The 25,762-nt window shown below is 58.8% G+C and carries 22 protein-coding genes and 1 pseudogene; 18 read left to right on the top strand and 5 right to left on the bottom strand.

Features of this window, described 5'->3' with window-relative positions; translation table 11 throughout:
• Positions 1–2 precede the first annotated feature (2 nt).
• The 5 genes from AC0Z42_RS09415 to AC0Z42_RS09395 all read left to right on the top strand — a co-directional run bounded on the left by AC0Z42_RS09415 (position 3) and on the right by AC0Z42_RS09395 (position 5,981).
• Entirely contained in the window at positions 3–1,685 is a 1,683-nt protein-coding gene (locus AC0Z42_RS09415) for a PepSY-associated TM helix domain-containing protein (RefSeq protein ID WP_485468168.1), read from the top strand.
• Positions 1,682–2,023, top strand: a complete 342-nt coding sequence (locus AC0Z42_RS09410) for a DUF3325 domain-containing protein (RefSeq protein ID WP_485467962.1) — start codon at positions 1,682–1,684, stop codon at positions 2,021–2,023. The genes AC0Z42_RS09415 and AC0Z42_RS09410 overlap by 4 nt, the downstream gene beginning before the upstream one ends.
• 19 nt (positions 2,024–2,042) lie before the next feature.
• Complete coding sequence (locus AC0Z42_RS09405) at positions 2,043–3,248, top strand: efflux RND transporter periplasmic adaptor subunit (protein ID WP_485467961.1); 1,206 nt, start codon at positions 2,043–2,045, stop codon at positions 3,246–3,248.
• The gene (locus AC0Z42_RS09400; RefSeq protein WP_485467960.1) at positions 3,245–5,197 is read left to right on the top strand and encodes a MacB family efflux pump subunit; all 1,953 of its coding nucleotides are present in this window, start codon (positions 3,245–3,247) and stop codon (positions 5,195–5,197) included. The genes AC0Z42_RS09405 and AC0Z42_RS09400 overlap by 4 nt, the downstream gene beginning before the upstream one ends.
• A gap of 109 nt (positions 5,198–5,306) precedes the next feature.
• Positions 5,307–5,981, top strand: coding sequence for a hypothetical protein (locus tag AC0Z42_RS09395; protein ID WP_485467959.1), 675 nt, complete (start codon positions 5,307–5,309; stop codon positions 5,979–5,981).
• 84 nt (positions 5,982–6,065) lie between these two features.
• Here AC0Z42_RS09395 and AC0Z42_RS09390 read toward each other — a convergent pair.
• Positions 6,066–6,314 (bottom strand): annotated as a pseudogene (locus AC0Z42_RS09390) (magnesium chelatase domain-containing protein); the annotation flags it as partial.
• 869 nt (positions 6,315–7,183) lie between these two features.
• Between AC0Z42_RS09390 and AC0Z42_RS09385 the strand changes: the two are divergent.
• The 8 genes from AC0Z42_RS09385 to AC0Z42_RS09350 all read left to right on the top strand — a co-directional run bounded on the left by AC0Z42_RS09385 (position 7,184) and on the right by AC0Z42_RS09350 (position 15,661).
• The gene (locus AC0Z42_RS09385; protein ID WP_485467958.1) at positions 7,184–7,360 is read left to right on the top strand and encodes a hypothetical protein; all 177 of its coding nucleotides are present in this window, start codon (positions 7,184–7,186) and stop codon (positions 7,358–7,360) included.
• Between the two features lie 73 nt (positions 7,361–7,433).
• Complete coding sequence (locus AC0Z42_RS09380) at positions 7,434–8,276, top strand: hypothetical protein (RefSeq protein ID WP_485467957.1); 843 nt, start codon at positions 7,434–7,436, stop codon at positions 8,274–8,276.
• Positions 8,277–8,413: 137 nt separating this feature from the next.
• Positions 8,414–8,647, top strand: coding sequence for a hypothetical protein (locus AC0Z42_RS09375; RefSeq protein ID WP_485467956.1), 234 nt, complete (start codon positions 8,414–8,416; stop codon positions 8,645–8,647).
• Between the two features lie 387 nt (positions 8,648–9,034).
• On the top strand, positions 9,035–10,612 hold the full coding sequence (locus AC0Z42_RS09370) for an adenylate/guanylate cyclase domain-containing protein (protein ID WP_485467955.1): 1,578 nt from the start codon (positions 9,035–9,037) through the stop codon (positions 10,610–10,612).
• Positions 10,612–12,345 carry a ThiF family adenylyltransferase gene (locus AC0Z42_RS09365; protein ID WP_485467954.1) on the top strand — a complete coding sequence of 578 codons (1,734 nt, stop codon included), beginning with the start codon at positions 10,612–10,614 and terminating at the stop codon, positions 12,343–12,345. Before AC0Z42_RS09370 ends, AC0Z42_RS09365 begins: the two co-directional genes overlap by 1 nt.
• Positions 12,342–12,911: a Mov34/MPN/PAD-1 family protein gene (locus AC0Z42_RS09360; protein ID WP_485467953.1), complete on the top strand. Its 570-nt coding sequence runs from the start codon at positions 12,342–12,344 to the stop codon at positions 12,909–12,911. Before AC0Z42_RS09365 ends, AC0Z42_RS09360 begins: the two co-directional genes overlap by 4 nt.
• Positions 12,908–13,828 carry a TIR domain-containing protein gene (locus tag AC0Z42_RS09355; protein WP_485467952.1) on the top strand — a complete coding sequence of 307 codons (921 nt, stop codon included), beginning with the start codon at positions 12,908–12,910 and terminating at the stop codon, positions 13,826–13,828. The genes AC0Z42_RS09360 and AC0Z42_RS09355 overlap by 4 nt, the downstream gene beginning before the upstream one ends.
• An 888-nt stretch (positions 13,829–14,716) precedes the next feature.
• Positions 14,717–15,661, top strand: a complete 945-nt coding sequence (locus tag AC0Z42_RS09350; RefSeq protein ID WP_485468167.1) for an ABC transporter substrate-binding protein — start codon at positions 14,717–14,719, stop codon at positions 15,659–15,661.
• 53 nt (positions 15,662–15,714) lie between these two features.
• Here AC0Z42_RS09350 and AC0Z42_RS09345 read toward each other — a convergent pair whose 3' ends face one another.
• The 3 genes from AC0Z42_RS09345 to AC0Z42_RS09335 all read right to left on the bottom strand — a co-directional run bounded on the left by AC0Z42_RS09345 (position 15,715) and on the right by AC0Z42_RS09335 (position 17,873).
• Positions 15,715–16,320, bottom strand: a complete 606-nt coding sequence (locus tag AC0Z42_RS09345) for a hypothetical protein (RefSeq protein WP_485467951.1) — start codon at positions 16,318–16,320, stop codon at positions 15,715–15,717.
• Between the two features lie 163 nt (positions 16,321–16,483).
• Entirely contained in the window at positions 16,484–17,263 is a 780-nt protein-coding gene (locus tag AC0Z42_RS09340; RefSeq protein ID WP_485467950.1) for an alpha/beta fold hydrolase, read from the bottom strand.
• Positions 17,264–17,447: 184 nt separating this feature from the next.
• Positions 17,448–17,873: a MarR family winged helix-turn-helix transcriptional regulator gene (locus tag AC0Z42_RS09335; RefSeq protein WP_485467949.1), complete on the bottom strand. Its 426-nt coding sequence runs from the start codon at positions 17,871–17,873 to the stop codon at positions 17,448–17,450.
• Positions 17,874–18,097: 224 nt separating this feature from the next.
• On the opposite strand from AC0Z42_RS09335, the gene AC0Z42_RS09330 reads away from it, so the two are divergent.
• From AC0Z42_RS09330 to AC0Z42_RS09310, 5 genes are all read left to right on the top strand, one after another.
• Positions 18,098–18,901, top strand: coding sequence for a cytochrome C assembly family protein (locus tag AC0Z42_RS09330; protein WP_485467948.1), 804 nt, complete (start codon positions 18,098–18,100; stop codon positions 18,899–18,901).
• Positions 18,898–19,158: a PP0621 family protein gene (locus AC0Z42_RS09325; RefSeq protein ID WP_485467947.1), complete on the top strand. Its 261-nt coding sequence runs from the start codon at positions 18,898–18,900 to the stop codon at positions 19,156–19,158. The genes AC0Z42_RS09330 and AC0Z42_RS09325 overlap by 4 nt, the downstream gene beginning before the upstream one ends.
• A 118-nt stretch (positions 19,159–19,276) precedes the next feature.
• Positions 19,277–20,335, top strand: coding sequence for a sigma-54 interaction domain-containing protein (locus AC0Z42_RS09320; protein ID WP_485467946.1), 1,059 nt, complete (start codon positions 19,277–19,279; stop codon positions 20,333–20,335).
• Between the two features lie 648 nt (positions 20,336–20,983).
• Positions 20,984–23,947, top strand: a complete 2,964-nt coding sequence (locus AC0Z42_RS09315) for a ribonucleoside-diphosphate reductase subunit alpha (protein ID WP_485467945.1) — start codon at positions 20,984–20,986, stop codon at positions 23,945–23,947.
• A gap of 180 nt (positions 23,948–24,127) precedes the next feature.
• Positions 24,128–25,279 (top strand): ribonucleotide-diphosphate reductase subunit beta, encoded by a 1,152-nt coding sequence (locus AC0Z42_RS09310; RefSeq protein WP_485467944.1) that lies wholly within the window; start codon positions 24,128–24,130, stop codon positions 25,277–25,279.
• Positions 25,280–25,351: 72 nt separating this feature from the next.
• Here the strand turns inward: AC0Z42_RS09310 and AC0Z42_RS09305 are convergent, their stop codons facing one another.
• Complete coding sequence (locus tag AC0Z42_RS09305) at positions 25,352–25,732, bottom strand: translational machinery protein (RefSeq protein ID WP_485467943.1); 381 nt, start codon at positions 25,730–25,732, stop codon at positions 25,352–25,354.
• Between the last annotated feature and the right edge of the window lie 30 nt (positions 25,733–25,762).

Genomic DNA, 25,762 nt, shown 5'->3' with positions numbered 1-25,762 from the left:
GCATGAAGCTGGAAAAAGCCGTCAAGATGCCACAGTCGGGCGGCCTGCGCCAGGCCATGGCCTGGTTGCATACCTGGAGCGGCTTGTGGATTTCCTGGCTGCTGTTCGCCATTTTCCTGACCGGCACCCTGTCGGTATTCGAGGAACCGATCGGCCACTGGATGCAGCCCGAGCATGCGATCGAAGAGTCAAAGCATGCGAACGAGCCGCCACCGCCCAAGGTCACCGACCGCGCGCAACGGCTGCAGCTGGCGCTCGACTTTATGGCCAGGGCGCATCCGAGGGCCGACATGTGGGAAATCTGGCCGGTGCAGCGCCCGGGTCAAGGCCTGTCAGCCTATTGGTTCCAGCCGCAGGGCGGCTATGGTGCGGCCGATCTCGACCCGTTGACCGGCAAGCAGATCGAACATGGCCACGCAGGCGTGCAGCGCGCCACGCAGGGCGGCCACCATTTCGTCGATTTCCACTATGAGCTGCACGCGGGCCGCATTGGCGTCTGGATCGTCGGCATTACCACCATGATCATGCTGGTCGCACTGGTGAGCGGCGTGATCACGCACAAGCGCATCTTCAAGGACTTCTTTACCTTCCGCCCGGCCAAGGGCCAGCGTTCCTGGCTCGATGCGCATAACGCGGTGGCCGTATTGACCCTGCCGTTCCAGTTCATGATCGCCTATACCGGCCTAGTGTTTTTCGCCGACGATTACGTACCGGCGCCGGTGGTGGCGCAGTACGGCGCGGACAATGCCAAGAAATCCTTCCTGGCCGACTGGAACGATGTCGGCAAACCGGCGCGCAGCGGCCAGCCGCTGGCGATCCCGGACCTGGAACAATTCGCTCTGCGCGCCGAGCAGGCCATCGGCCAGGAAATCCGCGCCGTGGTGCTCGACAATCCGAACGACGCTTCCATGCGCGTGTGCATGTACGGCTGGAACGAGGACAGCGAACTGCTCGAGCGCATCAGTGCCAATACGGGCCGCGCCTGCTATGCACTGGCGACCGGCGTTGAAACGGTAGTGCGCCAGCCGGGCGAATCGGATACGGGCGGCGCGGCGCTGACGCGCAATGTCATGTCCAGCCTGCACATGGCCAGCTTTGGCGGCCTGCCCATGCGCTGGCTGTATTTCCTGTGCGGCCTGGCCGGCACCGCCATGATGGGCACCGGCGCCGTCCTGTTCCTGGTCAAGCGGCGCCAGAAGTCGCTCGGCGAATTCGGCGCCGCCACGCCGCGCGTCTATCGCCTGGTCGCTTGCATGAATATCGCCGCGATTGCCGGCCTGTCGATTGCCTGCATCAGCTACCTGTGGGCCAACCGTTTGATCCCCATCGGCCAGGAACTGCGCGCCGGCTGGGAAGTGCGGGCCTTTTTCGGCGTCTGGTGTTTGACCTTGCTGCACGCCTGCCTGCGCAGCGAAAAACGCGCATGGATCGAACAACTGGGCCTGCTGGCGGCCCTGTGCCTGCTGCTGCCGCTATTGAATCTGCTGACGACGGGTGACAACCTGGCGGCGCAATATGCGCGCGGAGACCTGGAAAGCGCCGGCGTGGAGTTGTGCGCCATCGGCTTTGGCCTGCTGGCCGCCTGGGGCGCCTGGAAGGTCGGCACGCGCAAGAGCGCCGCGCCAGCGAAGAAAACCGCACCGGCCAATATCAACAGATCAACCACCATGGAGAACAACGCATGATCAATACCATCCTGTGCGCGCTGGGCCTGTCGTATGCGGGCATGGCCAGCCTGTCGCTGGCGATGGACCGTCATCATGGCCAGGTATTCGGCCGCGACGCCACCGGCCATGTGCGGCGCGCGCTGCAGCTGGCCGGCAGCGCGCTGCTGGCGCTGGCCATCTGGCCTTGCGTGGCCGGCTGGAGCGCGTCGGTTGGCGTGGTCGCCTGGCTGGGCTTTTTATCGGCCGGCGCGCTTGGCGTGGCCCTGCTGCTGCCGTATGCGCCGAAATTGTTGTTTCGTAGTTCCCTGCTGGCAGCCGTCGCCGCGCTGGCAGGTCTGGCAACCCTGCTGCAGTAACTTCCTCAAGGACAGACCGATGCACGTTTCACCCAAGGCGACACCGTTTTATGCTTCCCGCCGCGCGGCCATTCTTGGCGGCGTGGCGCTGCTGGCGCTGATCGTCGCCGGCGCCCTGTGGACCACGCGCGGCCCGGCCACCATCTTCGAGACCACGCCCGTCAAGCGCGGCAGCATCGAGGCCAGCGTGACGGCGATCGGCACGCTGCAGCCGCAAACCTATGTCGACGTAGGCGCCCAGGTATCGGGCCAGATCACGCGCCTGCACGTGCAGCCCGGTACGGTGGTGGAAAAAGGCCAGCTGCTGGCCGAAATCGACCCCAGCGTGCAGCAGGCCACCGTGGATGCGGGCCGCGCCGCGCTGGCCGGCCTGCGCGCGCAATTGGCGGATCAGAAAGCGCAGCACCGCCTGGCCGGCCAGCAGCATGTGCGCCAGCAGCAGATGGCCAGGTTCGATTCCACTCCGCTGGCCGAGCTGGAGCTGGCCGAGGCCACCCTGGTCTCGGCGGCTGCCAGGATCGACCACCTGAAGGCGCAGATCGACCAGACCCAGGCCAGCCTGAAGGCCGATGAAGCGCGCCTGGGCTATACCCGCATTTACGCGCCGATGGCCGGCAGCGTGGTGGGCCTCGATGCCAAGGAAGGCCAGACCCTCAATGCGACGTACCAGACACCGAATATCCTGCGCATCGCCGATTTGTCCGCCATGACGGTATGGACCGAAGTGTCGGAAGCCGACGTGCGCCGCGTGCGCGCCCGGATGCCGGTGTATTTCACCACCTTGGGCGGCGACCAGCGGCGCTGGAGCGGCAAGGTGCGGCAAGTGCTGCCGGCGCCACCGGTGCCGGGCGGCAGCAGTGCCGGCACGGCCCTGGCGCCGTCGACCAGCAAGGTGATCTTGTATACGGTGCTGTTCGACGTCGATAACGCCGACGGCGAACTGATGCCGCAGATGACGGCGCAAGTGGTGTTCGTCACGGCGGCGGCCAACAATGTGCTGGCCGTGCCGCTGCCGGCTTTGACACCGTCGACCGCCGAAGGCGCGAAAGCCGGCCAGTTTACGGCCCGCGTGATGGCGCCTGATGGCACGGTCGATGCACGTGAAGTGACGGTGGGCGTGCGCAACCGCCTCAGCGCCGAAGTGCTGAAAGGCCTGAAGGAAGGTGAACTGCTGGTGACGGGTGAACAACCGGCCGGCAATGGCCCCAGCAGGTTCCAGCTATGAGTGAGCCTTTGATTGAACTGCACGGCATCCGCAAGCGCTATGGCGGCCATGACGGCGCGCCGGCGGTCGAGGTGCTGCGCGGCGTGAGCTTGTGCATCGGCGCCGGCGAATTTGTCGCCATCGTCGGCGCGTCCGGTTCCGGCAAGTCGACCCTGATGCATCTGCTCGGCTGCCTGGACCGCCCCAGCGACGGTACCTATCGCTTCGCCGGCCAGGACGTGGCCAGCCTGAACCCTGACGAACTGGCCTGGCTGCGGCGCGAGGCCTTTGGCTTCGTGTTCCAGGGTTATCACCTGATCGCCACCGAATCGGCGCGCGAAAACGTCGAAGTGCCGGCCCTGTACGCGGGCATGCCGGCCGCTGAACGCCATGCGCGTTCGGCGGCGCTGCTGCGGCGCCTGGGACTGGGCGAACGGTTTGACCATCGCCCGAACCAGTTGTCGGGCGGGCAGCAGCAGCGCGTGTCGATCGCGCGTGCGCTGATGAACGGCGGGCGCATTATCCTGGCAGATGAACCGACCGGTGCGCTGGACAGCAGCAGCGGCGCCGAGGTCATGGCGCTTCTTGGTGAGCTGGCCGACGCCGGCCACACCATCATATTGATTACCCACGACCGCAAGGTGGCGGCGCAGGCGCGCCGCGTGATCGAGATCCGCGACGGCGAAATCATCGAAGACTCGGGCGCGGTAGCCATTGCCGCCACGGCCGCGGCGCTGCCGCCGCTCGACATGTCGCGCGCCGCGCAGGATACGGGGGCGTCGCTGGGCACGGAATTGCTGGACGCGGCGCGCGCGGCCTGGCGCGTACTATGGATCAACCGCTTTCGCACCGGCCTGACCCTGCTCGGCATCGTGATCGGTGTCGCCTCCGTGATCGTCATGCTGGCCATTGGCCTGGGCACGCGCCAGCAGGTGATGGCGCAGCTGGGCGCGTTCGGCTCGAACCTGCTGTATATGTCGTCGCGCGGCGAAAGTTCGCGCATTCCGGGGCGCAGCATCACCCTGGGCGACCTGGAGGCCTTGAAGGACGTGCCGGGCATCTCGCATGTGCTGCCGAATGTCACCGGCAACAAGGTCATCCGCCATGGCAATATCGACGTGCAGACCTATGTGCGCGGCACCGGGCCGGCGCTGCCGCAGATCCAGACCTGGCCGGTGGCGAAAGGCGGTTTCTTTACCGAGCAGGACGAGCGCGAGATGGCGACCGTGGCGGTGCTGGGCTCGCGCCTGGCCGAAAAACTGATGCCCGATATTGCCAACCCGGTGGGGCAAAGCATTTTGATCGGCAACGTGCCGTTCCAGGTGATCGGCGTGATGAGCACCAAGGGCGCGCTGACGGGAGAGAAAGACGAGGACGACGTGCTGCTGCTGCCGTTTTCCACCGCCGGCATCCGCGTCTTCGGCCAGCGCGAGCCGACCTACACGGTGCTGGCGGCGGCGGACGTCAAACGCGTGACCGAAGTCGAGGCGGCAGTTGATGCCGTCCTGTTCGAGCGCCACCGCATCCGCGACTACGGCATCAGCAACGCGGCCGCCTCGATCGCCGCCGAAGCGAAAACCCAGGACAACATGACCATGATGCTCAGCCTGATCGCCGCCGTCTCGCTGGTGGTGGGCGGCATCGGCGTGATGAACGTAATGCTGATGACGGTGCGTGAGCGCACGCGCGAAATCGGCATCCGCATGGCCACCGGCGCGCGCCGCCGCGACATCCTGCGCCAGTTCCTGACCGAGGCGGTGCTGGTGTCGGTGGTCGGCGGCGTGGCCGGCATCGTGGTCGGCATCGCATTCGCGGGCCTGCTGCTGGTATGGCAAGTGCCGGTGATCTTTTCCCTCAGCGCCATCGGCGGCGCCTTTGCCTGCGCCGTGGTAACGGGCCTGGTGTTCGGCTTCATGCCGGCGCGCAAGGCCTCGGGGCTGGATCCGGTGGTGGCGCTGGCGGGGCAGTAAATACGGATACGGCTACACTGTGAGCCATTGTCCATGACGGGAACTCCCATGTATCACGCTGAAGAAATCGAAGTTGCTGCCATCGCCATGCTGCAGACGGGGCATTGAAATGAATCTTGTGAATGCTGGGAAGTTTCCATCCTCGTTCGGTCTGGTGAAAGCACCAGGCAATATTGTTGTAGAAAGCTTCCTGGATTGGCAGAAAGAGGTTTTACGGCAATATGGTTTTGAGTTGCGCCTGGAAGTGCGCCACGATGACCTTGGCGGTGCTCTGCAGGCGCTGTTGCCTCGCACCGCACCGGTTACCACGAAGTACCTGTTCTGGCCGCTCAATGAACACTGGACGATGTATTTCGACAATGGCGTCAATGGAACGGATGCCGGTCCGCCGAAAGTATTGTCATCGAAACTCGGTGTCGACGCCATGAGGGTGGTCATGGCAGACGACATCCTCGATGCGTCGAACGGGCAAACGATGCAATACTGCGCATCGATACTCGAGTACTACCGGCAGGGCGTCGAGAAACGGCATATCTTTGCTGCGAATGACGGCGGAAAATGGAAGTTTGGCCAAGCTGGTGAGCCGTTTCCATTTGAAGACATGGCAGCATACAAGTTGAAATCGATCAAACAGCGGTTCACGAACACCATGTTGCGTGGCTACCTCAACCAATTAGGGGCAGACATAGTCAATGGCAGTCTTGCTGTTGCTGAACCGGGTCATGGCTATTTGCTAACCAAGCATGGCAAGATGCCAGCAACTTATCAGGAATTCAAAAGCTGACGCGCCAGGCCGACTCGGCCAATAGATCTCGGTTCAGGTTTGCAGTCAGGGCTGAGTTCGTGTACGAATGGCGGACCTGATCCCGGCTGCCCGGACCCCGGCTGCCCCGGCTGCCGGCGCGGCTGCAGGCGGTTCGGCGGGCAGTTGGCCGGAGGGGGCTAGGATGCCCAGCGCGATCGGCAGGTCGAAACGTCCCGATTCTTTCGGCAGGTCGGCTGGCGCCAGGTTGGCCTTGATGCGCCGGGCTAACATCTCGAAGCCGCAATTTTGCAGTGCGGCACGTACCCTGTCGCGCGACTCCTTGACCTCGGTAACGGGCAGGCCAACGATGTTCTTAGTGGTATGGTTTATAAAGTAAAATCGTTTAGCCGATTTCTTTCGTTATGACGGTGATGGTGTCTTGATGTTCCGGGCTAACACTGACTTGCCCCTATTGTCACTGGCACACCTAACGCAGTTCAAGAACATGGGATGGTCCTTCGCCACGCTGCCAGCCATAGGCGATCTATCAAGCAAAAAATCTTCAAATCGGTACTAACGTGCTACAGGATGCATTCCGAGACATTCATATTGAACGCTACGGAATCCATACAGTTTTCCTACCATTGCATAGCCTTAGCCACCCTGCTGCTGCTACTAAGACCGACCTGCTGGCACAGGTAAGGTATCGTGTTTTCACACACACCAGTCCCCAGGCGCGTGATGAAGAACTATCAGCTCGGTTTATCCAATGTCGCGGATTACCTCAGCCACAGAGGAAATGACGGCTTTCTTTGACGGAAGCGTAGTTCCACCAGTTGGCCGACGTCCCGCCGGCGCTGACCTGGTTCGCCAACATCGACAATTCACAGACGCCTCGTGCCTATCTGAATCCAAATTCGATGTCACCACCGTGCCGCTAGCCACGATTGCCATCACCAGGCGTAGGTCACTCCCAAAATTCATTAAAAATGAACTGTATTTTTTACAAAGTAAAAAAAACTACATGTTTTTTTTATTTCGGATTATAATTACTTCGCTCCATCAAAAGAGAAGCAATAAATGGCGACTTCGTGCGCCAAGACGGGCTCGGACTGGCGCGGGTTGCGCAATTTCAAACGCGACCAACGACGTGTGGGCATTGAGATAGGGTACAACCAGCGCGCCACAATGCGCGCTTAAACAACGCCAGCGGCGTCTTAATAAACTGATAAGGAGTAAAAATGGGCTTTCTAGACATGCTGGAAAACATGGCAAAGGGTGCTGCCACGGGGGTAGCTGTAGTTGTGGCGCTACCAGTTTTTGGCCCTGTGGGCGCGATCACGGCAACTGGCATTGCACTGGCATCGTCTGTTGGCGCCACGGCTGCGCTGATCGATGACGTGAAGAAGTTCAATTGAATTGGTTGACCAGCCAGGCTCTAATATCCTGCCGGCTGGTCAACTGCCCCTTTCAAAACTTACATTGATATATATGGACGAACTTACACCAATCCGAAAAGTCATCGATGGCGTCAACATCAACACGGATACAGCGCACCGCTTTCACGAAGATGTGAAAGTTGTGAGTGAGTTGGTCGAAGATACGGTCGTACATCGGCGCATCCACCAATGCCTTTATCAGACACAAGGCAACGTCCGCTACTTCCTTGCGTTCTGGAATAAACCGCTGTGGAATGACGATGCACTGCAATTCGTGTACATCAACGATGCCAGTCTAATCGACGTGGAACAGGCCAAACAATGGATGCTGACCAACTGCCCCGAGAAGCTTGATGATTTCGTCAAGAACCTCGATAACACAGACAAAGCACCGAGCTCGGTGGCAGTCAATCTGCGCATGCCGATGGCACTGCGCAACCACCTGATGCAGACAGCCGAGTTGACCGGCAACTCGCTGAACAAGATCTGCCTCAACCTCATGAATATGGGCATGTCATACGCACACAGGAAAAGAGCTATCTCGCTACCAGCCTCATTTATTCGATTGGAGATGCCAAATGGTGAACCAGCACTGGATGAGTTTGAGCATGCGCGCCAGTTCAAGGACGAAGACGATCAAGCGTTGGCAAACTACGCAGAGAACCTGTACAGCCTCTATAAACAAGACTTTCCACGACTCTTTCCCGTAGCACTACACATTCTGTACCGTCTGTTTCATATCAATCGAGACAGCAAGCGCGCTATATGCTTTGCCATCTGGCTCTCACATTTCTATCGTGTCTCCTGGCAAGACAGTCAGGACATTTCTCAGCGCCGACAGGGTCCTGTCGAATACGGGCAGTGGCAATGGGTCAAACATGAGGGGCCCGGTTGAGAAAATCAGCAAATTCTCGTTTTCTGCACCAGCCGCCGTCTGTCCCGTCAGTTGCCGTTATTTCCGGTTCGGAAATTATGGAAACCCCTTACGCTGGTCCTGCCACTTGGTAAACAACTTCTCCCAGGAGAAAGCAAATGACTGATCCGTTTTACAGAAAAATCATGGCCCCTAGCGGGAATATCGTTTCGGGTGCTGCAGCGTTTATGGTGCACATCAAGAACGCTGGCGGTCCATCCAAGATGATGCGAGATATCGCCATCATGGCTGGCGAGGCAGGTGGTCAAAAAGTGCTAGATCGCCTCAGCCAGCGGCATCAGCACGCCTTGCCCGTCCATGCGCAGCCTCGAGCGGAGGAAAAACTCCATTGAGCACCGAAGGTGCGAATAAGGGATTTGTGAATGTAACTAGGGGCGATAGGGCAGCGAGTTTGTGCCGGATCGTCGCGCCGGCCAGCGCACGCTCTTCAAAGTCGCGGTGCCATGCAAGCATGTGGACCGGCGTGACTATCCGAAACTGTTTCGGCAAGTCGATGCCCGTGAACGCCATGGACTCGGTCAGATCGCACTGGTAGCTTCGACAACAATCCGCAGCGACCTGGATTCGTAGCGGCGGTTGAAAGCCGAGAACGAAGTGGCTCTTTAGTCTTTGCTAGTACTCGCCAGTTGAGAATGCCAAAATGTAACGGTTCTCTGGTATTGTTGGACTGCTCGCACTCAAGCGGGAATTCGGTAAATAGTTATTTTAATGGAGCCAGCATGGCAAACAGGACGTGGGGAAAAGAGTCAGCCGAGGATCGTATTCAAACTCGGCTCAATGAGGTCAAGACCGTAGTAATTAAAGACTACGTGCGGGAAACGGACTTGTTCAACTTGCCAAATGGCAAGGCCTACCGTGTCGATGGGGTTCACATTTACGTCGACATCCTGAATATTGACGACATGCTCGGCACCACTACGTATGAAGGGGAAACGGTCCACAAGCGCACGTTGCGATTTCTCAACCTTCATTACCGCGCTGTCCGCCGCGTTCTGATCGACGTCGATGCGATTCAAGTCGATTTTCATAATCAAAGATTACATGCAGTGTTCGCCAAACCGTATGGCGACGAGGCAACTCGCGTTCATCGTGCAGTGGCTACAGCTCAGTTAATCAGTGATGTCTTGGCGAAAACGGGCGAAAACAGCGATGATCCGCTGCCAGGTGCAAAAGTTCGCGTCGGCATAGACACTGGTAAAGCTTTGGCAGTAAGCAACGGGCGTCGCGGACACCGGGAGCCATTGTTTCTCGGCCCTCCTGCAAACTTAGCGGCTAAACGAGCAGGCGGAGGACAAAAAGCCGGCATCTTCATCACCAACAACGCTCGCGAGATCATTGACTTGGACGAGGTCGACAACGTCGACGTGACCGCCCTCACGGTCGAGGAGATCCAAGTCTCGCAAGACAAGGCTAAACTCAACGTCACTGTCGATCAGGTGGTCAGAGAGTGGGAACAAGGTTTAAAGGATCACCCGATCGCGAGCATCGTGTTCACAGCGCACACCCCGCCTTATCGCGATCTTGACATTGAACTGCTGGCTTCTGCGAATTCGCGTCGTCAAGAAGCTATTTCGATTTATGCTGACATCGATGGATTCACCAAATATGTTGGTGATCGCGTGGACGATGACGAAGAGGCAAAGGACGTTGTTCGCGTCCTGCATGTACTGCGTAGTGAACTTGACGCGGTTTTGCATGAAGACTTTGCAGGCAGAAAAATCCGTTTCATCGGCGACTGCGTTCACGGCGTGCTCGTCGAGGGGACCGCTCAAACCACAGAAGGAACTGAGTCTTCTAAGAACGCGATGCTTTGTGCCGCGGCTATGCGAAGCAGCTTTGTCGTGGCGTTGGATATGCTAAATGACGAGGGTATCGATACGGGTGAGCTTGGACTTGCCATTGGCCTTGAATTTGGCCCAATCGCCATTACCCGCCTCGGTATCAAAGGCGAAAAGATTCGCTGCTGCATCAGTCGCGCGGTGCTGCAATCGGAGACGGAGCAAATGAGATGCGCGGGAGGCCAAACAGCAATAGGTGAACAAGTTGATAAACGTGCCCCATCGGCATTGACTAATCTCTTCGGAACGTCACGTCGCCGAACCAATTTTCACTACGATGAAGCCGTCGAGGCTTTAGACAACGCGGCGAAAGTTGCAAAATCTCTTAGCGCCGGTTCTTCAAGCTTATTGCACCCTGCGACGCCTGCCGTCGGTGCAGGTGTGGCTGCCGCAGCGGCTGGATTTAGCTTTCCAGCCACTGCGGCTTCGCCCTCGAAGACTCCTGCCGGGTTTGCGTGATGTGGTATGAAACCAAGCCAGCTCGCGTCAAAGCCGAGCTCGACGGTATAACCGCTCTCGCGGTGAATCAAGCATGGCTTAAAAGAATTAATTTCCGGCTGGATAAAGTCTCCAAAGCCTTGTGCGTCGATATCGATCTTCAAGTTGGTGAAAACCTTCGCCTTGTGACTCTCGCCTATCCCGAAGGATTTCCCCACACTCCTCCCTCGATCAAACCGCGTGGAGAGACCGTGACATGGACCGGTCATCAATATGGCGCTGGGGGCGAGCTTTGTCTCGAACACCGGCCGGATAATTGGGAGCCTCAGATCACAGGCGTGGACATGATCCAGAGCGTTTACAAGCTTCTCGATAGCGAGGCGGGTAAAGACGAGGGCGGCCAACCTCTTGTCGTTGAATCCGCACATCGCTCAACCGTAGGCCGGTCTATGAGGATCAAGTGGAGCCGGTTTGTGGCGACAGCATCGATGCTCCAACAAATCGTCATTTGTGACAAACCCGCGAGAGCTTTATTCCGCATTTCAATTGGCAAAAAATCGCTTGTCTATATGTTGCATCACCTCATCCAACCAGATGGCTCGAAATGGATTGATCCAGAGTTGCCGCCGGGGTTCGGTGAATGCGCAACCCGCAAAGGCTTCGTCCTAGACCTGGGCGTCGATTATATGCGTTTGATGCAAATTCCTAAGGATGACAGGACCGGGGCTGCCGCAATGAGGGAATCGTTCATAGGCCCTGACGCTGGCCCTTTTAATGGAAACGAAATTGTCCTGATCACTGTTTGTTCCTTTTTGTTCGCGTATAGACTCGATCCCGAAGATGACAAAGTTATACACATGGGCGTGATCGATCCAGAACCAGGTAAGCGAATGCTTGACAATAACGCCACATTGGCTATGAAAAAAGTCGCTATCCTCGGAGCAGGATCGATGGGAAGCAAAGTGGCTGAGTCCCTTGCCAGGGCGGGAGTTCGCAAATTCGTGCTGATGGATGAAGATGTGATGATGCCTGGGAATATGGTGCGCCATACACTGGACTGGAGAGCGGTCGGGCATCACAAAGTCAGAGCGCTTGAAGGTAAACTGAATTTTCTCGCTCCTGATATCGATATTGATGCATGGGTTTTCGATTTGGGCGGCCAGAATTCCGTGGGGCATTTCGATAAAATGATCGCTGCCTTGCAACAATGCGATCTGATTGTGGACGCCACCGGGAACCCGAATGCTTTTAATTACGCGTCTGTCGTCGCGGTGGATAACTTAAAACCGATGGCATGGGCGCGGGTATTTGGTGGAGGCTATGGTGGCTTAATTGCGCGGTCGCGCCCTGGATTGGAGCCTGCACCGCCATTCGCGCGGGCGGCGATTGACGCTTGGTGCGCTAATCCGGAGTTTCCGAAGGCGCCGAAAGAGCTCACCGACTATGGCGCGACAGGCGAGGGCGGCGAGCCAATGATCGCGGATGACGCAGACGTGTCAGCCATCGCTGCGCATTTCACACGTTTGATAATCGATACTTTGATATCGCCTGAGAAATCCGTCTTCGCGAGTTCAGCCTACATGATTGGGCTTCGGGAAGAATGGATATTCAAAGCCGCCTTCGACACCCACCCAATCGATCTGGGAGCCCCTCATATGCCGCTGCTCGGAAACCTTTTGCCTGCACATGAGGCAGCGGAAGTAGCTGCCATATTGGTAAGGCTCAAATTGGCCGTTGCAGAGGAGGGCGAATGATACAAATTCTGATTGAAGACGCTTGTGTACGCAAGCTCAAACGCGAGTTGAAAGTTGCAGGGGCGCGTGAAATGGGCGGTGTGCTAGCTGGTGAAAACCTGGGTAATGGTCAATTTCGAATTATTGCCATGTCCTTTCAGCGCAGCGGTGGTTCGATTGCTAGCTTTGTTCGGGATCCATCATTTCATCGTCGATTTATGCGCAGATTTATGGCCCGAACTGGCAACCGACCCGAGCAATTCAATTATTTTGGTGAGTGGCATTCGCATCCGAGCTTCATTCCTTTACCGAGCGGGACTGACATCATTCAAATGCAGCAGTTGATTCATGCACGTGATCAAGCAGCCAACTTCCTCGTTTTGCTCATCGCTAAATTGAGTTTTTCGGGAAGCGTGGAAGCGAGCGCACATGCTTTTCGCAGGGCGTATCCTCCGCTTCAATTGCAGTTAATATCCGAAGATCAGTCAAAGCTTCAGGACTATCGTGGGCGCCTCCGAATTACTCCCAAAGATTCTCAGGCATTGAAGCGTGAACAGAGCACATTTTTCCAAGGAGCTACAAGATGAGTTTGAAATCCAGATTTGAAAAGAGGGAGGCGCTTATCGAAGGGTTACGGGCACAAAAAATCATTCAAGGCGACGTTGAGATTGCGAGGGGAATTGCCCAGGTCGGAGAGCTTGTCGAGTTCGCTCCTGGACAAAATTTGATCGTCCAGGGGATGGCCGATCGTGACATGTATTTTATCTTGGCTGGCAAAGCGTCTGTGATCGTCAAAGGATCGCGACTCTACCCGCGCGAGAAAAACTGGACTGTGGGTGAAATGTCGGCGCTCAACCCTGAAATACTTAGGTCGGCTACTCTTGAAGCCGACGAAACCACTGTCGCATGGAGGATCACGCACGAGCAGTTGGAACTCATCGCGACGGAGCACCCAAGGTTGTGGAAGCTCTTAGCAGCCGATCTCGCAGGGCGTTTGGAACAGCGCAACCAATTTATTTCTCGTCCTAATGCGAGGCCTCGCGTATTTTTCATCTGTTCTGCCGAGGCTCTGGAAATTGCGGAATGTATTCGGGCAGGTCTCGATCACGAAGATGCGACCATCGAGATATGGAGCGATGAGCAGATTTTCCCTGCGGGCGGCTATCCGATTGAGGCGCTCGAACGCGCGGTGGATGATGCTGATTTCGGAATCGCCATTGCGCAACCCGACGACTTGATTCGCTCGCGTCACCGGCAAGCGGCAGTGCCTCGCGACAATGTCATATTCGAGCTAGGTTTCTTCCTCTCCCGTCTTGGCCGAAAACGGACGTTGCTGCTGGTTCCGAGAGGGGAAAATGTACAGCTGCCTTCCGACTTTAAGGGCCTCACTCCGATCAACTACAAAGTGGCGAGCGAGCACGAAAAGCTTTCTACAGCGCTTGGCCCGACTATTTACCGCATCAAAGAAATCTTGAAGGAACATGGAGTGCGCAAGGATCTGTGATCTTCGACGAGCATAAATTTTTTATTTGCTTTTAAGCTATTTCTGTCAAGATGATTTCAGTTAGTGGAGCATGAAGGATACTGAACGATTGAATTATCCCTGTTAGATGGGGGAGCAGAATTCAAAAAATCGTACATAAGGCGTGCCTGGCCATCGCTCGATCGATCGATGGTTTCGACCCATTGCGTACGTTTAGTTATTTGCCACGGTCGCATTTTAACTTCGTTGGTAAGTTTCTTCTTGGTAACGTCTGTACCACCTGAACTCTCGACGCCATAATTAAATGCGGGCAACAATATGAATTGTGCCCGCATTTTATTATGGTCACAAAAACTCAATCAGTCATTTCGTTGGTCAAACGTAAGCGTCTTAAAACTGCACGTCACCTTCCTGCAAACTAGTGCCAGCATCAAGCAATTCGATCTCGGATTGTAGGCTGCTGTGGGGAAAAATTTGCTGCGATAATGCTGTCTTCCCAACGTCAGGCCAATATGCCGGTAGTCGGCCACGATATCATCGGCTTCCGTCGGTGGCGCCAGCTCCAGAACTGGCTCGGGAATGTTGGTCGCACGCATCAAATCCCGATCAGTCACGCTCGCTGCGGCTTTGCAACTGGCCTGTCTTTACGCCTGCGATTAAGACCGCATCGGTGGCGACAATTTTACGGCACGCCACGCAGCGCGGCGCTGACCTTGCGCAGCAAATGTTAATCATGGCCGATGCTGGCGCAAAAAAATTGTTGCTCCAGCTCCAACACACGGTACTATCTCTGCATAATAAAAAAGCAGTGTTTCCTTGCCTGCAAGGCAGGCGATCCCCACCACCGTGAAACAGGAGAAGCAGATGCGCCAGTACAGTATCTTGAAAACCACCATCGCCGCCGCCGTCATGCTGACGTTCAGCATGGGCGCGGCGCAGGTACAGGCCCAGGAAGTGGTTCGCTTGGGCAATTTGAAATTCGCCCACTACGGCGCCGTGTCGTATATCAAGGAAATCGCGCCCAAGTGCGGCATCAAGGTCGAAGAGCATATCTTCGCCAAGGGCCTCGATGTGATGCAGGCGATTATCGCCGGCGAACTGGACGTGGGCGCGACGGCTTCCGAGGCGGCCATTTCCGGCCGTGCGGGCGGTGCGCCGATCTATGTGGTGGCCGGCTTTGCCAAGGGCGGTGCGCGGCTGGTGGGTGGTGCGGGGCAAAAGTTTGCCTGCGTGAAGGACCTGAAAGGCAAGCGCGTCGGCGTCACGCGCGGCGGCATCCAGGAAGTGCTGCTGCTGGCCGAGCTGTCGCAGGCGGGGCTGACGTATTCGGAAACCAAAGGCAAGGACGTGCAGCTGGTGTTTCTCGCATATGCCGACCTGAACCAGGCGCTGATGGGCAAGAATATCGACGCCATGATGCAGTCGGAACCGCAATCATCGCAGGCGATCAACAAGGGTTTCGGTAGCGAAGTGCTGAAACCGTATGACACGCCGATCGGTGAGCCGGTGCGCACCATGGTGATGACGGAAAAGTTCTACAAGGAACGCCGTCCGGTGGCGGAAAAATTCATGCGCTGCTTCGTCGAGGCCACCAAGACATTTATCGACAGCAAACCGACGGCGGAAAAATACGTGCGCGAAGTGGTGTTCCGTGGCCAGATCACCAAGGATGACTTCGATGACGCGATCAGCAATTCGCCGTATTCCTACGACATCACGCCCGAACATATCCAGACCACCACCGATGTAATGGTGAAAACCGGCGTGGGCCGCATGAGCAAGCCACCGGTGGCGAAAGACTGGGTCAAGACGGATCTGCTCGATCAGGCCAAGAAAAGCCTGAACGTGAAATAAGGCGATCGACATCATGGCCCGCCGCGGCGGGCCATGATCGGGAAGAAGCTGGCTCAGCGGGCGTTAAAGCCCATCCAGCCTTTTTCCGTCTGCTTGAAAGTCAGTGTATAGACGCGCGTCAACTCGTCGCCCTTCTTGAGCTGGCGGTTGATGATGGCGCCATAGTTGTTGATCACGATCTGATCGGCCCATTGCAGCAATTTCTCGAAACGTTCCGGCGCCGTCGCCGCCTGCCTGGCCTGCAGCGACGCGGGGATCGCTTTTTTCTCCACTTCCTGCGCCCAGAATTCCTGGAACGCCTTGTTTTCGCCGCTCATGCTGCGTGCCATCAAGCCCACGCCCATGCTCAGGTTGACCGATGGATCCGTCTTGGCCTCCTGCTCGATCTGGTTGACGAAATCGGCCAGCAGCTCCAGGTAGCCCACCTTGGCGCGCAATAACGCCGAACCCTTGATCTCGTACTGTTCGTTTTCTTTCCAGCCATTGACCTTTTCCAGACTGACGATGTCAAAGTAATCCTTGTACAGGTCATAGCCATTGATGGATGTGCGGAAATACTCTTCATACGTCGATTGCGAGGGCGCGTTTTTCATGCAGCCACTGAGCAAGGTGCAGGCCAGCACCAAGAGGCAAGGCCAGGAAAATTTCTTAAAAGACATGGCGTAGGAAAAGTAGGGTGGAGGATGGGAGATTGTTGCCTTGAGGATATAAGTATAGGGCCGGCCAAGCGCGATGGCAACGCCGCCACAGCGCGACGTGCCCGCTGGCCTGGCCCAGCCCGGCAACTCCTTATAAGCCGCTTTTTCGAATCTCCACCACTTGTCAGTGCTTGGCCACCGCCGCCAGAATCACCTCGGCCACCTGTTTTGGCTGCGACAGCATCGGCACGTGGCTCGTTTGCAGCACGGTGGTGGTGGCGTTGATTTTCTTTGCAAACGCCTGTTCCAGTTCCGGCGCGATCATGCGGTCCTTGCCGGCCACGATGTAATAGCTGGGCTTGTTTTTCCATGCGGCCACGGTGGTCTTGTCGGCAAACGCCTTGCCGTGGATCGGGCCCTGAGTGGCGGCCATCAAGCGCGTTTGCGCGGCCGGCAGGTCCTGGGCGAAATTGACGCGCACCGATTCGGCCGGCAGATACAGGAAACCGGCGGCATCCGCTGTCAGGGTGGCGATGCCCGGCGGCGTCGGATAGTCCTTGCCCAGTTCGCCCGACGCTTCACCTTCGGATGGCGCAAACGCCGCCACGTAGACCAGCGCTTTGACCTTGTCGCTGGTGCCCGCTTGGGTGATGACGGTGCCACCCCACGAATGGCCCACCAGGATCACGCGGCCGGTCTGCGCATCGATCACGCGCTGGGCGGCGGCTACGTCGTCGGCCAAGGACGTCAGCGGATTTTGCACGGCCACCACTTTCAAGCCCTTGGCCTGCAGCAGCGGGATCACCTTGTCCCAGCTGGAGCCGTCGGCAAACGCGCCATGCACCAGCACCACGGTGGTGTCGGCATTTTGCTGGGTTGGCGCGGCAGCATGGGCGGGAGCGAAGGCAGCGGCGGAGGCGATGGCGGCGGCGAGCAGGGAAGCTTTGAAAGGGATGGACGACATGGCAGGACTCCTTGATTTATAGCTTGCTATTAGTTAGCGCGCTAAATTATTAATAAAAAAATGACCGGTAAGATCAACCTTGCCGTACTGCCTGAAGCTGCGCGGCCAGTCGATGCAAGAAGAGTAGCGCACTAATCGTTAGTGCGCAATATATTTTTTAAAGAAAGTTGCCAGGCTTGCGCCCTCAGGCACCCAGCCTGGCGTTCAGTTTGCGCAAGCCTTCCATCATCACCTCGAACTCCGGCGCGATCACGCTGCAGTTGTCGGCAATTGCCAGGTCGATGGCGGTGCTGGCCTGGCGCAGCTGGCGCCCGGCCGGCGTCAGGGTCAGCACGCGGTTGCGTTCGTCGCGCGGATCGCGTGCGCGCAGCAGGTAGCCTTCCGCTTCGAGCCGCTTGACCAGCGGCGTGATCGAGCCGGAGTCCTGCTGCAATCGCTCGGCCAGGTCCTTGATACCCAGGCCTTCCTGGTCCCACAGCACCAGCATGACCAGGTATTGCGGATACGTCAGATGGATGGCCGCCAGCATCGGCTTGTAGAGCTGGGTCATTTTCAGCGAGGTGGCATACAGCTGGAAACACAATTTATCGTCGAGGCTGGAGGTGGGCATGGCAAGGCAATCAGAAAGCGGTGATGGCGCCAGCCTAACGATAATCGGCGCTTTAAGCAAACTGACCGGCGGCGGCGTTTCCAAAAATCTTGAGGGCCGGCTACCCGGCCTGGCCCCAGGCGCGATATCATGGCAGGCTCTTTCGCATTGCGGATGGCCTGCCGGCCCGGCCGCCCGTGCCGCTGCGCGATTCGCGCTGGCCAGCTATGGTGTAAACTTACAACATGCAGACTTATTTCTTTTTCCTTGCCGCCCTGGCGTATGCGGTGTGCGCGCTTCTTCCCTCGTCGCAGGGCAGGCTGATCGCCGCGCTGACCGGCCTGGCCTGGCTGTCGCACGGCGCTACCTTGTGGTTCGACCTGATGGCGCCGGGCACCTTGCGCTTCGGTTTTTCCGCCATGCTGTCGGCTGCGCTGTGGGTATCGGTGGGCGCCTACTGGATAGAGAACCGCAACCTCAGCCTCGACGGCTTGCGCCGCATGGTCATGCCCTGCGCCGTGCTGGCGATCGGCCTGGCCTGGGCCTTTCCCGGCAACCAGGTGGTGCTGGAAGGCAAATCGGCCGTGTTCGGCTGGCATATCACGGTGGCCGTGCTTGCCTACAGCACGCTGACGATCGCCGCTTTTCACGCCGTGCTGATGGCGCTGCAGGAATCGCGCTTGCACACGCGCAGCGAACGACGCGGCTTTTTGTCGGGCGCGCTGGATCAACTGCCGGCCCTGCTGACGATGGAAAAGCTGCTGTTTCGCATGATCGGCCTGGGTTTCATTTTGCTGAGCCTGACCGTATTGTCGGGCATCGTGTTTTCCGAACAATTATTTGGCAAGGCCCTGACCTGGGATCACAAGTCGGTGTTTACACTGCTGTCGTGGTTGCTGTTTGCCGTGCTGCTGGCCGGACGCCGCTTTCGCGGCTGGCGCGGCAAGACGGCGCTGACGTTTACCCTGGCCGGCTTTGCCACCTTGCTGCTGGCCTATGTCGGCAGCCGTTTCGTACTGGAAGTGGTTTTGCACCGAGGATATTTATGACCCGTATTTTGTTCTGGCTGGCGCTGGTGTTCCTGGTGGTGTTCGCGATCCGCAGCAAGCTTCGCGGTTTGCAGCAGCGCGCCCAGCAGCAACGCCAGCAGCAGCCCAATCCCTTTACTCCGCCCGGCCGCGTGGCTGAACTGCCCGACGCCGAGCTGATGCTGTGCTGCGCTCACTGCGGCGTGTATTACCCGGCTTCCGAAAACGTGCAGGCCAAGGGCCACGACTACTGCAGTCACGCGCACGCCACGCTGTAACCGTCCCGCCTGCATTGCTCATCCGTATCGTAACGCCATCGGCTGCCGGCCAGGCGTAGCATGATTGTGGCACGCATTACCTGAGGTGCCCGATCGCAGTCCTTGCTGAAGGATAATCATGCCCAGCTCGCGTACCGGTGCCGCCGGCGGCCATGTTGCGCCCATCGCGCCAGTTGCTGCGCCGCAGTTGAGCGGCAGCTCGGCCGCCATGCAGGCGTTGCGCGCACAGATCACGCGCATCGCCGCGTCCGGCGCACCGGTGGCGATCCAGGGCGAATCGGGTAGCGGCAAGGAACTGGTGGCGCGCGCCATTCATGCCCAGGGCGCACGCGCCGATGGCCCCTTCGTGGCCGTCAATTGCGGCGCCATTCCCGAAGCCCTGATGGAAGCGGAACTGTTCGGCTGCCGCCCGGGCGCATACACGGGCGCGCTGCACGAACGCCAGGGCCTGTTCCAGGCGGCTCATGGCGGCAGCCTGCTGCTTGACGAAGTCGATGATGTGCCACTGGCGATGCAGGTCAAGCTGCTGCGCGCGCTGCAGGAACGCCGCGTGCGCAAACTGGGCGGCAGCACCGACGAGGCCGTTGATGTGCGAATTCTGTGCGCCAGCCAGCAGGGCCTGGCGCGCGGCGTGACTTGCGGCACTTTTCGCCAGGACTTGTATTACCGCTTGAACGTGATCGAACTGGCCGTGCCGCCCTTGCGCGAGCGGCTGGGCGACCTGCCGGCCTTGTGCGAGGCCATTCTGGCGCGCCTGGCGCCACGGCAAAATGTGCGGCTGGCACCGGCGGTGCTGGCGGCGCTGGCGCGCCATGCTTTTCCCGGCAATGTGCGCGAACTGGAAAACCTGCTGGAGCGGGCGCTGGCTTTTGCCGATGGCGGCCTGCTCACGGTCGATGGGCTAGGCTTGCCAGCGCTGGTGCCTGCCCAGGCGCCGGTAACGGCCTTGAATGCCGGCTTGCCCGGCCGGCAGTTGCCGCTGCCAGGCATGGGACATGGCAGCGCGCCCATCGTGCCGCTGCAGCTGTTCCTGCTGCAAACCGAGCGCGAGATGATCTTGCAGGCGCTGGCGCAAACGCGCTACCACCGCGCGCGGGCGGCGCTGCACCTGGGCATCAGCGTGCGCCAGCTGCGCTATCGCATGCAGAAATTACAATTGCGCGAACTACCGGGCTGAGCCGAAAAAAGCGGCGGCGGGACCGAAGCGGCGCGGTAGATTATAATGCCGGCCTTGTTTGCCCGACGGCGGCTGACCGATGTGCCGGTAGTTGCATTGACGTAAATAATTGCTGGCATAGCAAGGCCAACCAGGCTGATATTGACCTGGATTAATATCGGGGAACCGGGCGCGCAGCGGTCCGCGCCAGCCTGCGTTAGTGCTTACTATGCGGGCGCCGCGCTGGTTATCCATAGCCTGAAAAGTCAATCGAATTCGTGCATGTAAATGCAAAAATTAAGCGGTACATCGGCGGGAAAAAGTATTGCGCCTGCCATCGATGGGTACTACAATTAGTGCATAAATTAGATGTAGTTACTAAATGTAGTGCCATCACAGCGGTTTCCAGAATTAGTGTCTAGCCAGCGCCAACACCATCTGCGTGCTCACCTGGCAATGTTGACACTGGCGGTTTATCACCCATCGAGACATGTTTCGCGCCAGCTTGGGCCGTGAGGGCAGGCTGTTTTCATTAGTATCATCTGATGCCTTAAAAATGTAGTTTTTAATAATAAATACCGGAAGAAGCCCGGACCATTGGGCGTTCTATTCAACAACACACGCGGCAGCAAAACTGCAGGCTGACTTTAGCTGACAACGGGAGCTTCAATGCAATCACCTCAAGATATTTCCATCCATCCAACGCCAGTACCGCCAGCGCCAAGCGCGGCGCACAGCGTGGCAAGCACCGGCGCGGCCATGGGCGACTATCGCATCATCCGCCGCAACGGCGCGGTGGTGGCATTCGAGCCGTCGAAAATCGCAATCGCCATGACCAAGGCGTTTCTGGCCGTGAACGGTGGCCAGGGCGCCGCTTCCGCCCGCGTGCGTGAACTGGTGGAACAACTGACCAGCTCCGTCGTGGCCGCGCTGGTGCGCCGCCAGCCGGGCGGCGGCACCTTCCATATCGAAGACGTGCAGGACCAGGTGGAACTGTCGCTGATGCGTTCGGGCGAACACGACGTGGCGCGTGCCTACGTGCTGTACCGCGCCAAGCACATGGAAGAGCGCCGCCTGCAGAAGGAAGCGCAAGGCGGTTCCGCGCAAGTGGCCGCACCGCAACTGAACGTGCTGGACAACGGCGTGCGCCGCCCGCTCGACATGCAGCAGGTGCGCGACCTGATCAACGCTGCCTGCGCCGGCCTGGAAAAGCACGTCGACGCCGACGCCATCCTGGCTGAAACCGTGAAAAACCTGTACGACGGCGTGCCGGTCGAAGAACTGCACAAGTCGGCCATCCTGGCAGCGCGCGCGCTGATGGAAAAAGACCCGGCCTACAGCCAGGTCACCGCCCGCATCCTGCTGCACACGGTGCGCAAGGAAGTGTTCGGCAAGGAAGTGCCGCAAGCGGCCGCCGCCAGCGAATACCTGACCTATTTCCCGGCCTATATCGCCAAAGGTATCAAGGCAGAACTGCTGAACCCTGTGCTGGCTACCTTCGACCTGGAGCGCCTGGCGAAAGCCATCGTTGCCGACCGCGACCTGCAATTTGGCTATATCGGCCTGCAAACCCTGTATGACCGCTACTTCCTGCATATCCAGGACGTGCGCATCGAAATGCCGCAGGCGTTCTACATGCGCGTGGCAATGGGCCTGGCCCTGAACGAGTCGGATCGCGAAGCGCGCGCCATCGAGTTCTACAGCCTGCTGTCCTCGTTTGATTTCATGAGCTCGACGCCGACCCTGTTCAATTCGGGTACCTTGCGCTCGCAGCTGTCGTCGTGCTACCTGAGCACCGTTTCCGATGACCTCGAAGGCATCTACGACGCCATCAAGGACAACGCGCTGCTGGCCAAATATGCCGGCGGCCTGGGCAACGACTGGACGCCGGTGCGCGCCCTGGGCGCCCATATCAAGGGCACCAACGGCAAGTCGCAAGGCGTGGTGCCGTTCCTGAAAGTGGTCAACGACACGGCTGTGGCCGTGAACCAGGGCGGCAAGCGCAAGGGCGCCGTCTGCGCCTACCTGGAAACCTGGCACATGGACATCGAGGAATTCCTCGACCTGCGCAAGAACACCGGCGACGACCGCCGCCGCACCCATGACATGAACACGGCGAACTGGATACCCGACATGTTCATGAAGCGCGTGATGGAAAAAGGCGAGTGGACCCTGTTCTCGCCATCGGAAACGCCGGACCTGCACGACAAGGTCGGCAAGGCCTTTGAAACGGCTTACCTGGGCTACGAGGCGAAAGCCGCCGCCGGCGAAATCCGTTCGTTCAAAAAGATCCAGGCGCTGGACCTGTGGCGCAAGATGCTGTCGATGCTGTTTGAAACCGGCCACCCATGGATCACCTTCAAGGACCCATGCAACATCCGCAGCCCGCAGTCGCATGTGGGTGTGGTCCACAGCTCGAACCTGTGCACGGAAATCACGCTGAACACCAGCGCCGATGAAATCGCCGTCTGCAACCTCGGTTCCGTCAACATGCCGGCGCACATGAAAGAAGGCAAGCTCGATCACGTCAAGCTGGCCAAGACCGTGCGCACCGCCATGCGCATGCTCGATAACGTGATCGACATCAATTACTACGCCGTCGACAAGGCGCGCAATTCGAACATGCGCCACCGTCCGGTCGGCATGGGCATCATGGGCTTCCAGGATTGCCTGCAGATGATGCGCATCCCGTTCGCCTCGGACGCTGCCGTATCGTTTGCCGATACCTCGATGGAAGCGGTGTGCTACTACGCCTACCTGGCCTCGACCGAACTGGCCGAAGAACGCGGCCGCTACGAGTCGTACAGTGGCTCGCTGTGGGACCGCGGCATCCTGCCACAGGACTCGGTGAAACTGCTGGCTGAAGAGCGCGGCGGCTACCTGGAAGTGGACAGCTCGTCGGCGATGGACTGGACCCCGGTGCGCGAACGCATCGCCAAGTTCGGCATGCGCAATTCGAACTGCGTGGCGATCGCTCCGACGGCCACCATTTCGAACATCATCGGCGTGTCGGCCTGTATCGAGCCGACGTTCCAGAACCTGTACGTGAAATCGAACCTGTCGGGCGAATTCACCGAGATCAACGGCTACCTGGTGCGCGACCTGAAGGCGCGCGACCTGTGGGACGAAGTCATGATCTCGGACCTGAAATACTTCGATGGCTCGCTGGTGAAGATCGACCGCATCCCGCAAGACCTGCGCGACATCTACGCCACCGCCTTCGAAGTGTCGCCAAGCTGGCTGGTGGAAGCCGCGTCGCGCCGCCAGAAGTGGATCGACCAGGCCCAGTCGCTGAACATCTACATGGCTGGCGCCTCGGGCAAGAAGCTGGACGAAACCTACAAGCTGGCATGGCTGCGTGGCCTGAAAACCACCTACTACCTGCGCACCATCGCCGCCACCCACATGGAGAAATCGACCTCGAAGACCGGCGCGCTGAACGCCGTGGCAGTCGATGGCGGCATGTCGGCCAGCGCCCAAAGTGCACAGAACAGCGCCCAGGCAGCGAGTGTCGCGGCGGCAGCCGTCGCCGTGGCGCCAGTGGTGGCCGCAGCAGCGGACGACGCCGATGGCGAAGCTTGCTACCTGCGCCCTGGTGATGACGGTTTTGAAGAGTGCGAAGCCTGCCAATAAAAACCTACTGCGCAGCCCGCTCTCGGGTTCTGTGTTGCTCACCGTACCTCTCGTACGGTTCCGCTACGCGACCCGATATCGGGCTTGCTCGCTACGGTTTTTAAAAAATTAAAGAGGTCAGCCCGGCAGTGCCGGGCTGATTCAATGTTTGAATATCTGCATTTCAAGAGAGAAATAATTATGTCCTTATCCTGGGATGATGAAACCACGCCGGCAGCCGTGCCGCGTCCGGCGCAGCAAGCGCCACTGGGCAATACCGATCTGAACCTGGCTGGCGGCGCCGAGCCATCCGAAGCGAACGCCGAGCAGGTGGCGCGCCGCGTCAATGCCGACGACAAGCGCATCATCAACGGCAAGACCGACGTCAACCAGCTGGTGCCGTTCAAGTACAAATGGGCGTGGGACAAATACCTGGCCGGCTGCGCGAATCACTGGATGCCGCAGGAAGTGAACATGCAGCGCGATATCGAGCTGTGGAAAAACCCGAACGGCCTGACCGAAGACGAACGCCGCCTGGTGAAACGCAACCTGGGCTTTTTCGTCACCGCCGACTCGCTGGCCGCCAACAACATCGTGCTGGGCACCTACCGCCACATCACCGCGCCGGAATGCCGCCAGTACCTGCTGCGCCAGGCGTTCGAGGAAGCGATCCACACGCACGCCTACCAGTACATCGTCGAATCGCTGGGCCTGGACGAAGCCGAGATCTTCAACGCCTACAACGAAGTCAAGTCGATCCGCGACAAGGATGAATTCCTGATCCCGTTCATCGACATGCTGACCGACCCGAGCTTCACCACCGGCACCACCGAAAACGACCAGAAGCTGCTCAAATCCCTGATCGTGTTTGCCTGCCTGATGGAAGGCCTGTTCTTCTACGTCGGCTTCACGCAGATCCTGGCGCTGGGCCGCCAGAACAAGATGATGGGCGCGGCCGAGCAGTACCAGTACATCCTGCGCGACGAATCGATGCACTGCAACTTCGGCATCGACCTGATCAACACTATCAAGATGGAAAACCCGCAGCTGTGGACGGCCGAATTCCGCGAGGAGATCAAGGTACTGTTCCTGAAAGCGGTCGACCTGGAATACGCGTACGCCGAAGACACCATGCCACGCGGCGTGCTGGGCCTGAATGCGCCGATGTTCAAGGGCTACCTGCGCTTCATCGCCAACCGCCGCGCCCAGCAGATCGGCCTCGAGCCGCTGTTCGCGCAAGAGGAAAACCCGTTCCCGTGGATGAGCGAAATGATCGACATGAAGAAGGAACGCAACTTCTTCGAAACGCGCGTGACGGAATACCAGACCGGCGGCGCGCTGAACTGGGAATAAGCTGCTGCATATTAAAAAAAACCCCGCCAGCTGGAGTCCAGCTGGCGGGGTTTTTTCATGGCACGCCGGCTGTTACTGCAAGCCGCCGGCGCTGATGAAATGCTGGCGCGCAAAGGCCAGCAGCTGGGCGTCGGACGGATGATCGACCGTTTCCACGGCCTTGACCTTGTCGGCGACAGCTGGAACGTTGGCGCTCAGGTGTTTGGCAAAGGCGGTCTTTTCGCCAGCCGGTCCGACCACCAGGATTTGCTGGCTGTCTTTCAAGGCCTCCGCGATATCGTTGTAGAAGCGCGTGTTATCGTCCTCATTGGCATGGCTGTCGCCGTGCTTGATGTGAGGATGCGGGTGCGTCGAGTGCGTTTTCAGCGACTCGGATTCGGCAGCGTCCTTGTCGAAATGGATGACATGGGCTTTGGCATGGTCAAGCCAGACGACGGCGTTATTGAGTGACATGGGGTACTTTCGTGGGAATGCGTGAGGACG

The sequence above is a fragment of the Janthinobacterium sp. 1L-D-8-B-C4 genome, from assembly GCF_057291295.1.
This window is presented reverse-complemented; position numbering and strand designations above follow the sequence as displayed.

Bases quoted from the DNA above. Each gene is read 5' to 3' on its own strand.
- AC0Z42_RS09405 (WP_485467961.1), top strand. From the start codon at position 2,043: ATGCACGTTTCACCCAAGGCGACACCGTTTTATGCTTCCCGCCGCGCG.
- AC0Z42_RS09325 (WP_485467947.1), top strand. From the start codon at position 18,898: ATGACCCGTATTTTGTTCTGGCTGGCGCTGGTGTTCCTGGTGGTGTTC.
- AC0Z42_RS09360 (WP_485467953.1), top strand. From the start codon at position 12,342: ATGATACAAATTCTGATTGAAGACGCTTGTGTACGCAAGCTCAAACGC.
- AC0Z42_RS09315 (WP_485467945.1), top strand. From the start codon at position 20,984: ATGCAATCACCTCAAGATATTTCCATCCATCCAACGCCAGTACCGCCA.
- AC0Z42_RS09395 (WP_485467959.1), top strand. From the start codon at position 5,307: ATGAATCTTGTGAATGCTGGGAAGTTTCCATCCTCGTTCGGTCTGGTG.
- AC0Z42_RS09310 (WP_485467944.1), top strand. From the start codon at position 24,128: ATGTCCTTATCCTGGGATGATGAAACCACGCCGGCAGCCGTGCCGCGT.
- AC0Z42_RS09410 (WP_485467962.1), top strand. From the start codon at position 1,682: ATGATCAATACCATCCTGTGCGCGCTGGGCCTGTCGTATGCGGGCATG.
- AC0Z42_RS09375 (WP_485467956.1), top strand. From the start codon at position 8,414: ATGACTGATCCGTTTTACAGAAAAATCATGGCCCCTAGCGGGAATATC.
- AC0Z42_RS09320 (WP_485467946.1), top strand. From the start codon at position 19,277: ATGCCCAGCTCGCGTACCGGTGCCGCCGGCGGCCATGTTGCGCCCATC.
- AC0Z42_RS09350 (WP_485468167.1), top strand. From the start codon at position 14,717: ATGCTGACGTTCAGCATGGGCGCGGCGCAGGTACAGGCCCAGGAAGTG.
- AC0Z42_RS09345 (WP_485467951.1), bottom strand. From the start codon at position 16,320: ATGTCTTTTAAGAAATTTTCCTGGCCTTGCCTCTTGGTGCTGGCCTGC.
- AC0Z42_RS09330 (WP_485467948.1), top strand. From the start codon at position 18,098: ATGCAGACTTATTTCTTTTTCCTTGCCGCCCTGGCGTATGCGGTGTGC.
- AC0Z42_RS09355 (WP_485467952.1), top strand. From the start codon at position 12,908: ATGAGTTTGAAATCCAGATTTGAAAAGAGGGAGGCGCTTATCGAAGGG.
- AC0Z42_RS09385 (WP_485467958.1), top strand. From the start codon at position 7,184: ATGGGCTTTCTAGACATGCTGGAAAACATGGCAAAGGGTGCTGCCACG.
- AC0Z42_RS09305 (WP_485467943.1), bottom strand. From the start codon at position 25,732: ATGTCACTCAATAACGCCGTCGTCTGGCTTGACCATGCCAAAGCCCAT.
- AC0Z42_RS09380 (WP_485467957.1), top strand. From the start codon at position 7,434: ATGGACGAACTTACACCAATCCGAAAAGTCATCGATGGCGTCAACATC.
- AC0Z42_RS09365 (WP_485467954.1), top strand. From the start codon at position 10,612: ATGTGGTATGAAACCAAGCCAGCTCGCGTCAAAGCCGAGCTCGACGGT.
- AC0Z42_RS09340 (WP_485467950.1), bottom strand. From the start codon at position 17,263: ATGTCGTCCATCCCTTTCAAAGCTTCCCTGCTCGCCGCCGCCATCGCC.
- AC0Z42_RS09335 (WP_485467949.1), bottom strand. From the start codon at position 17,873: ATGCCCACCTCCAGCCTCGACGATAAATTGTGTTTCCAGCTGTATGCC.
- AC0Z42_RS09400 (WP_485467960.1), top strand. From the start codon at position 3,245: ATGAGTGAGCCTTTGATTGAACTGCACGGCATCCGCAAGCGCTATGGC.
- AC0Z42_RS09415 (WP_485468168.1), top strand. From the start codon at position 3: ATGAAGCTGGAAAAAGCCGTCAAGATGCCACAGTCGGGCGGCCTGCGC.
- AC0Z42_RS09370 (WP_485467955.1), top strand. From the start codon at position 9,035: ATGGCAAACAGGACGTGGGGAAAAGAGTCAGCCGAGGATCGTATTCAA.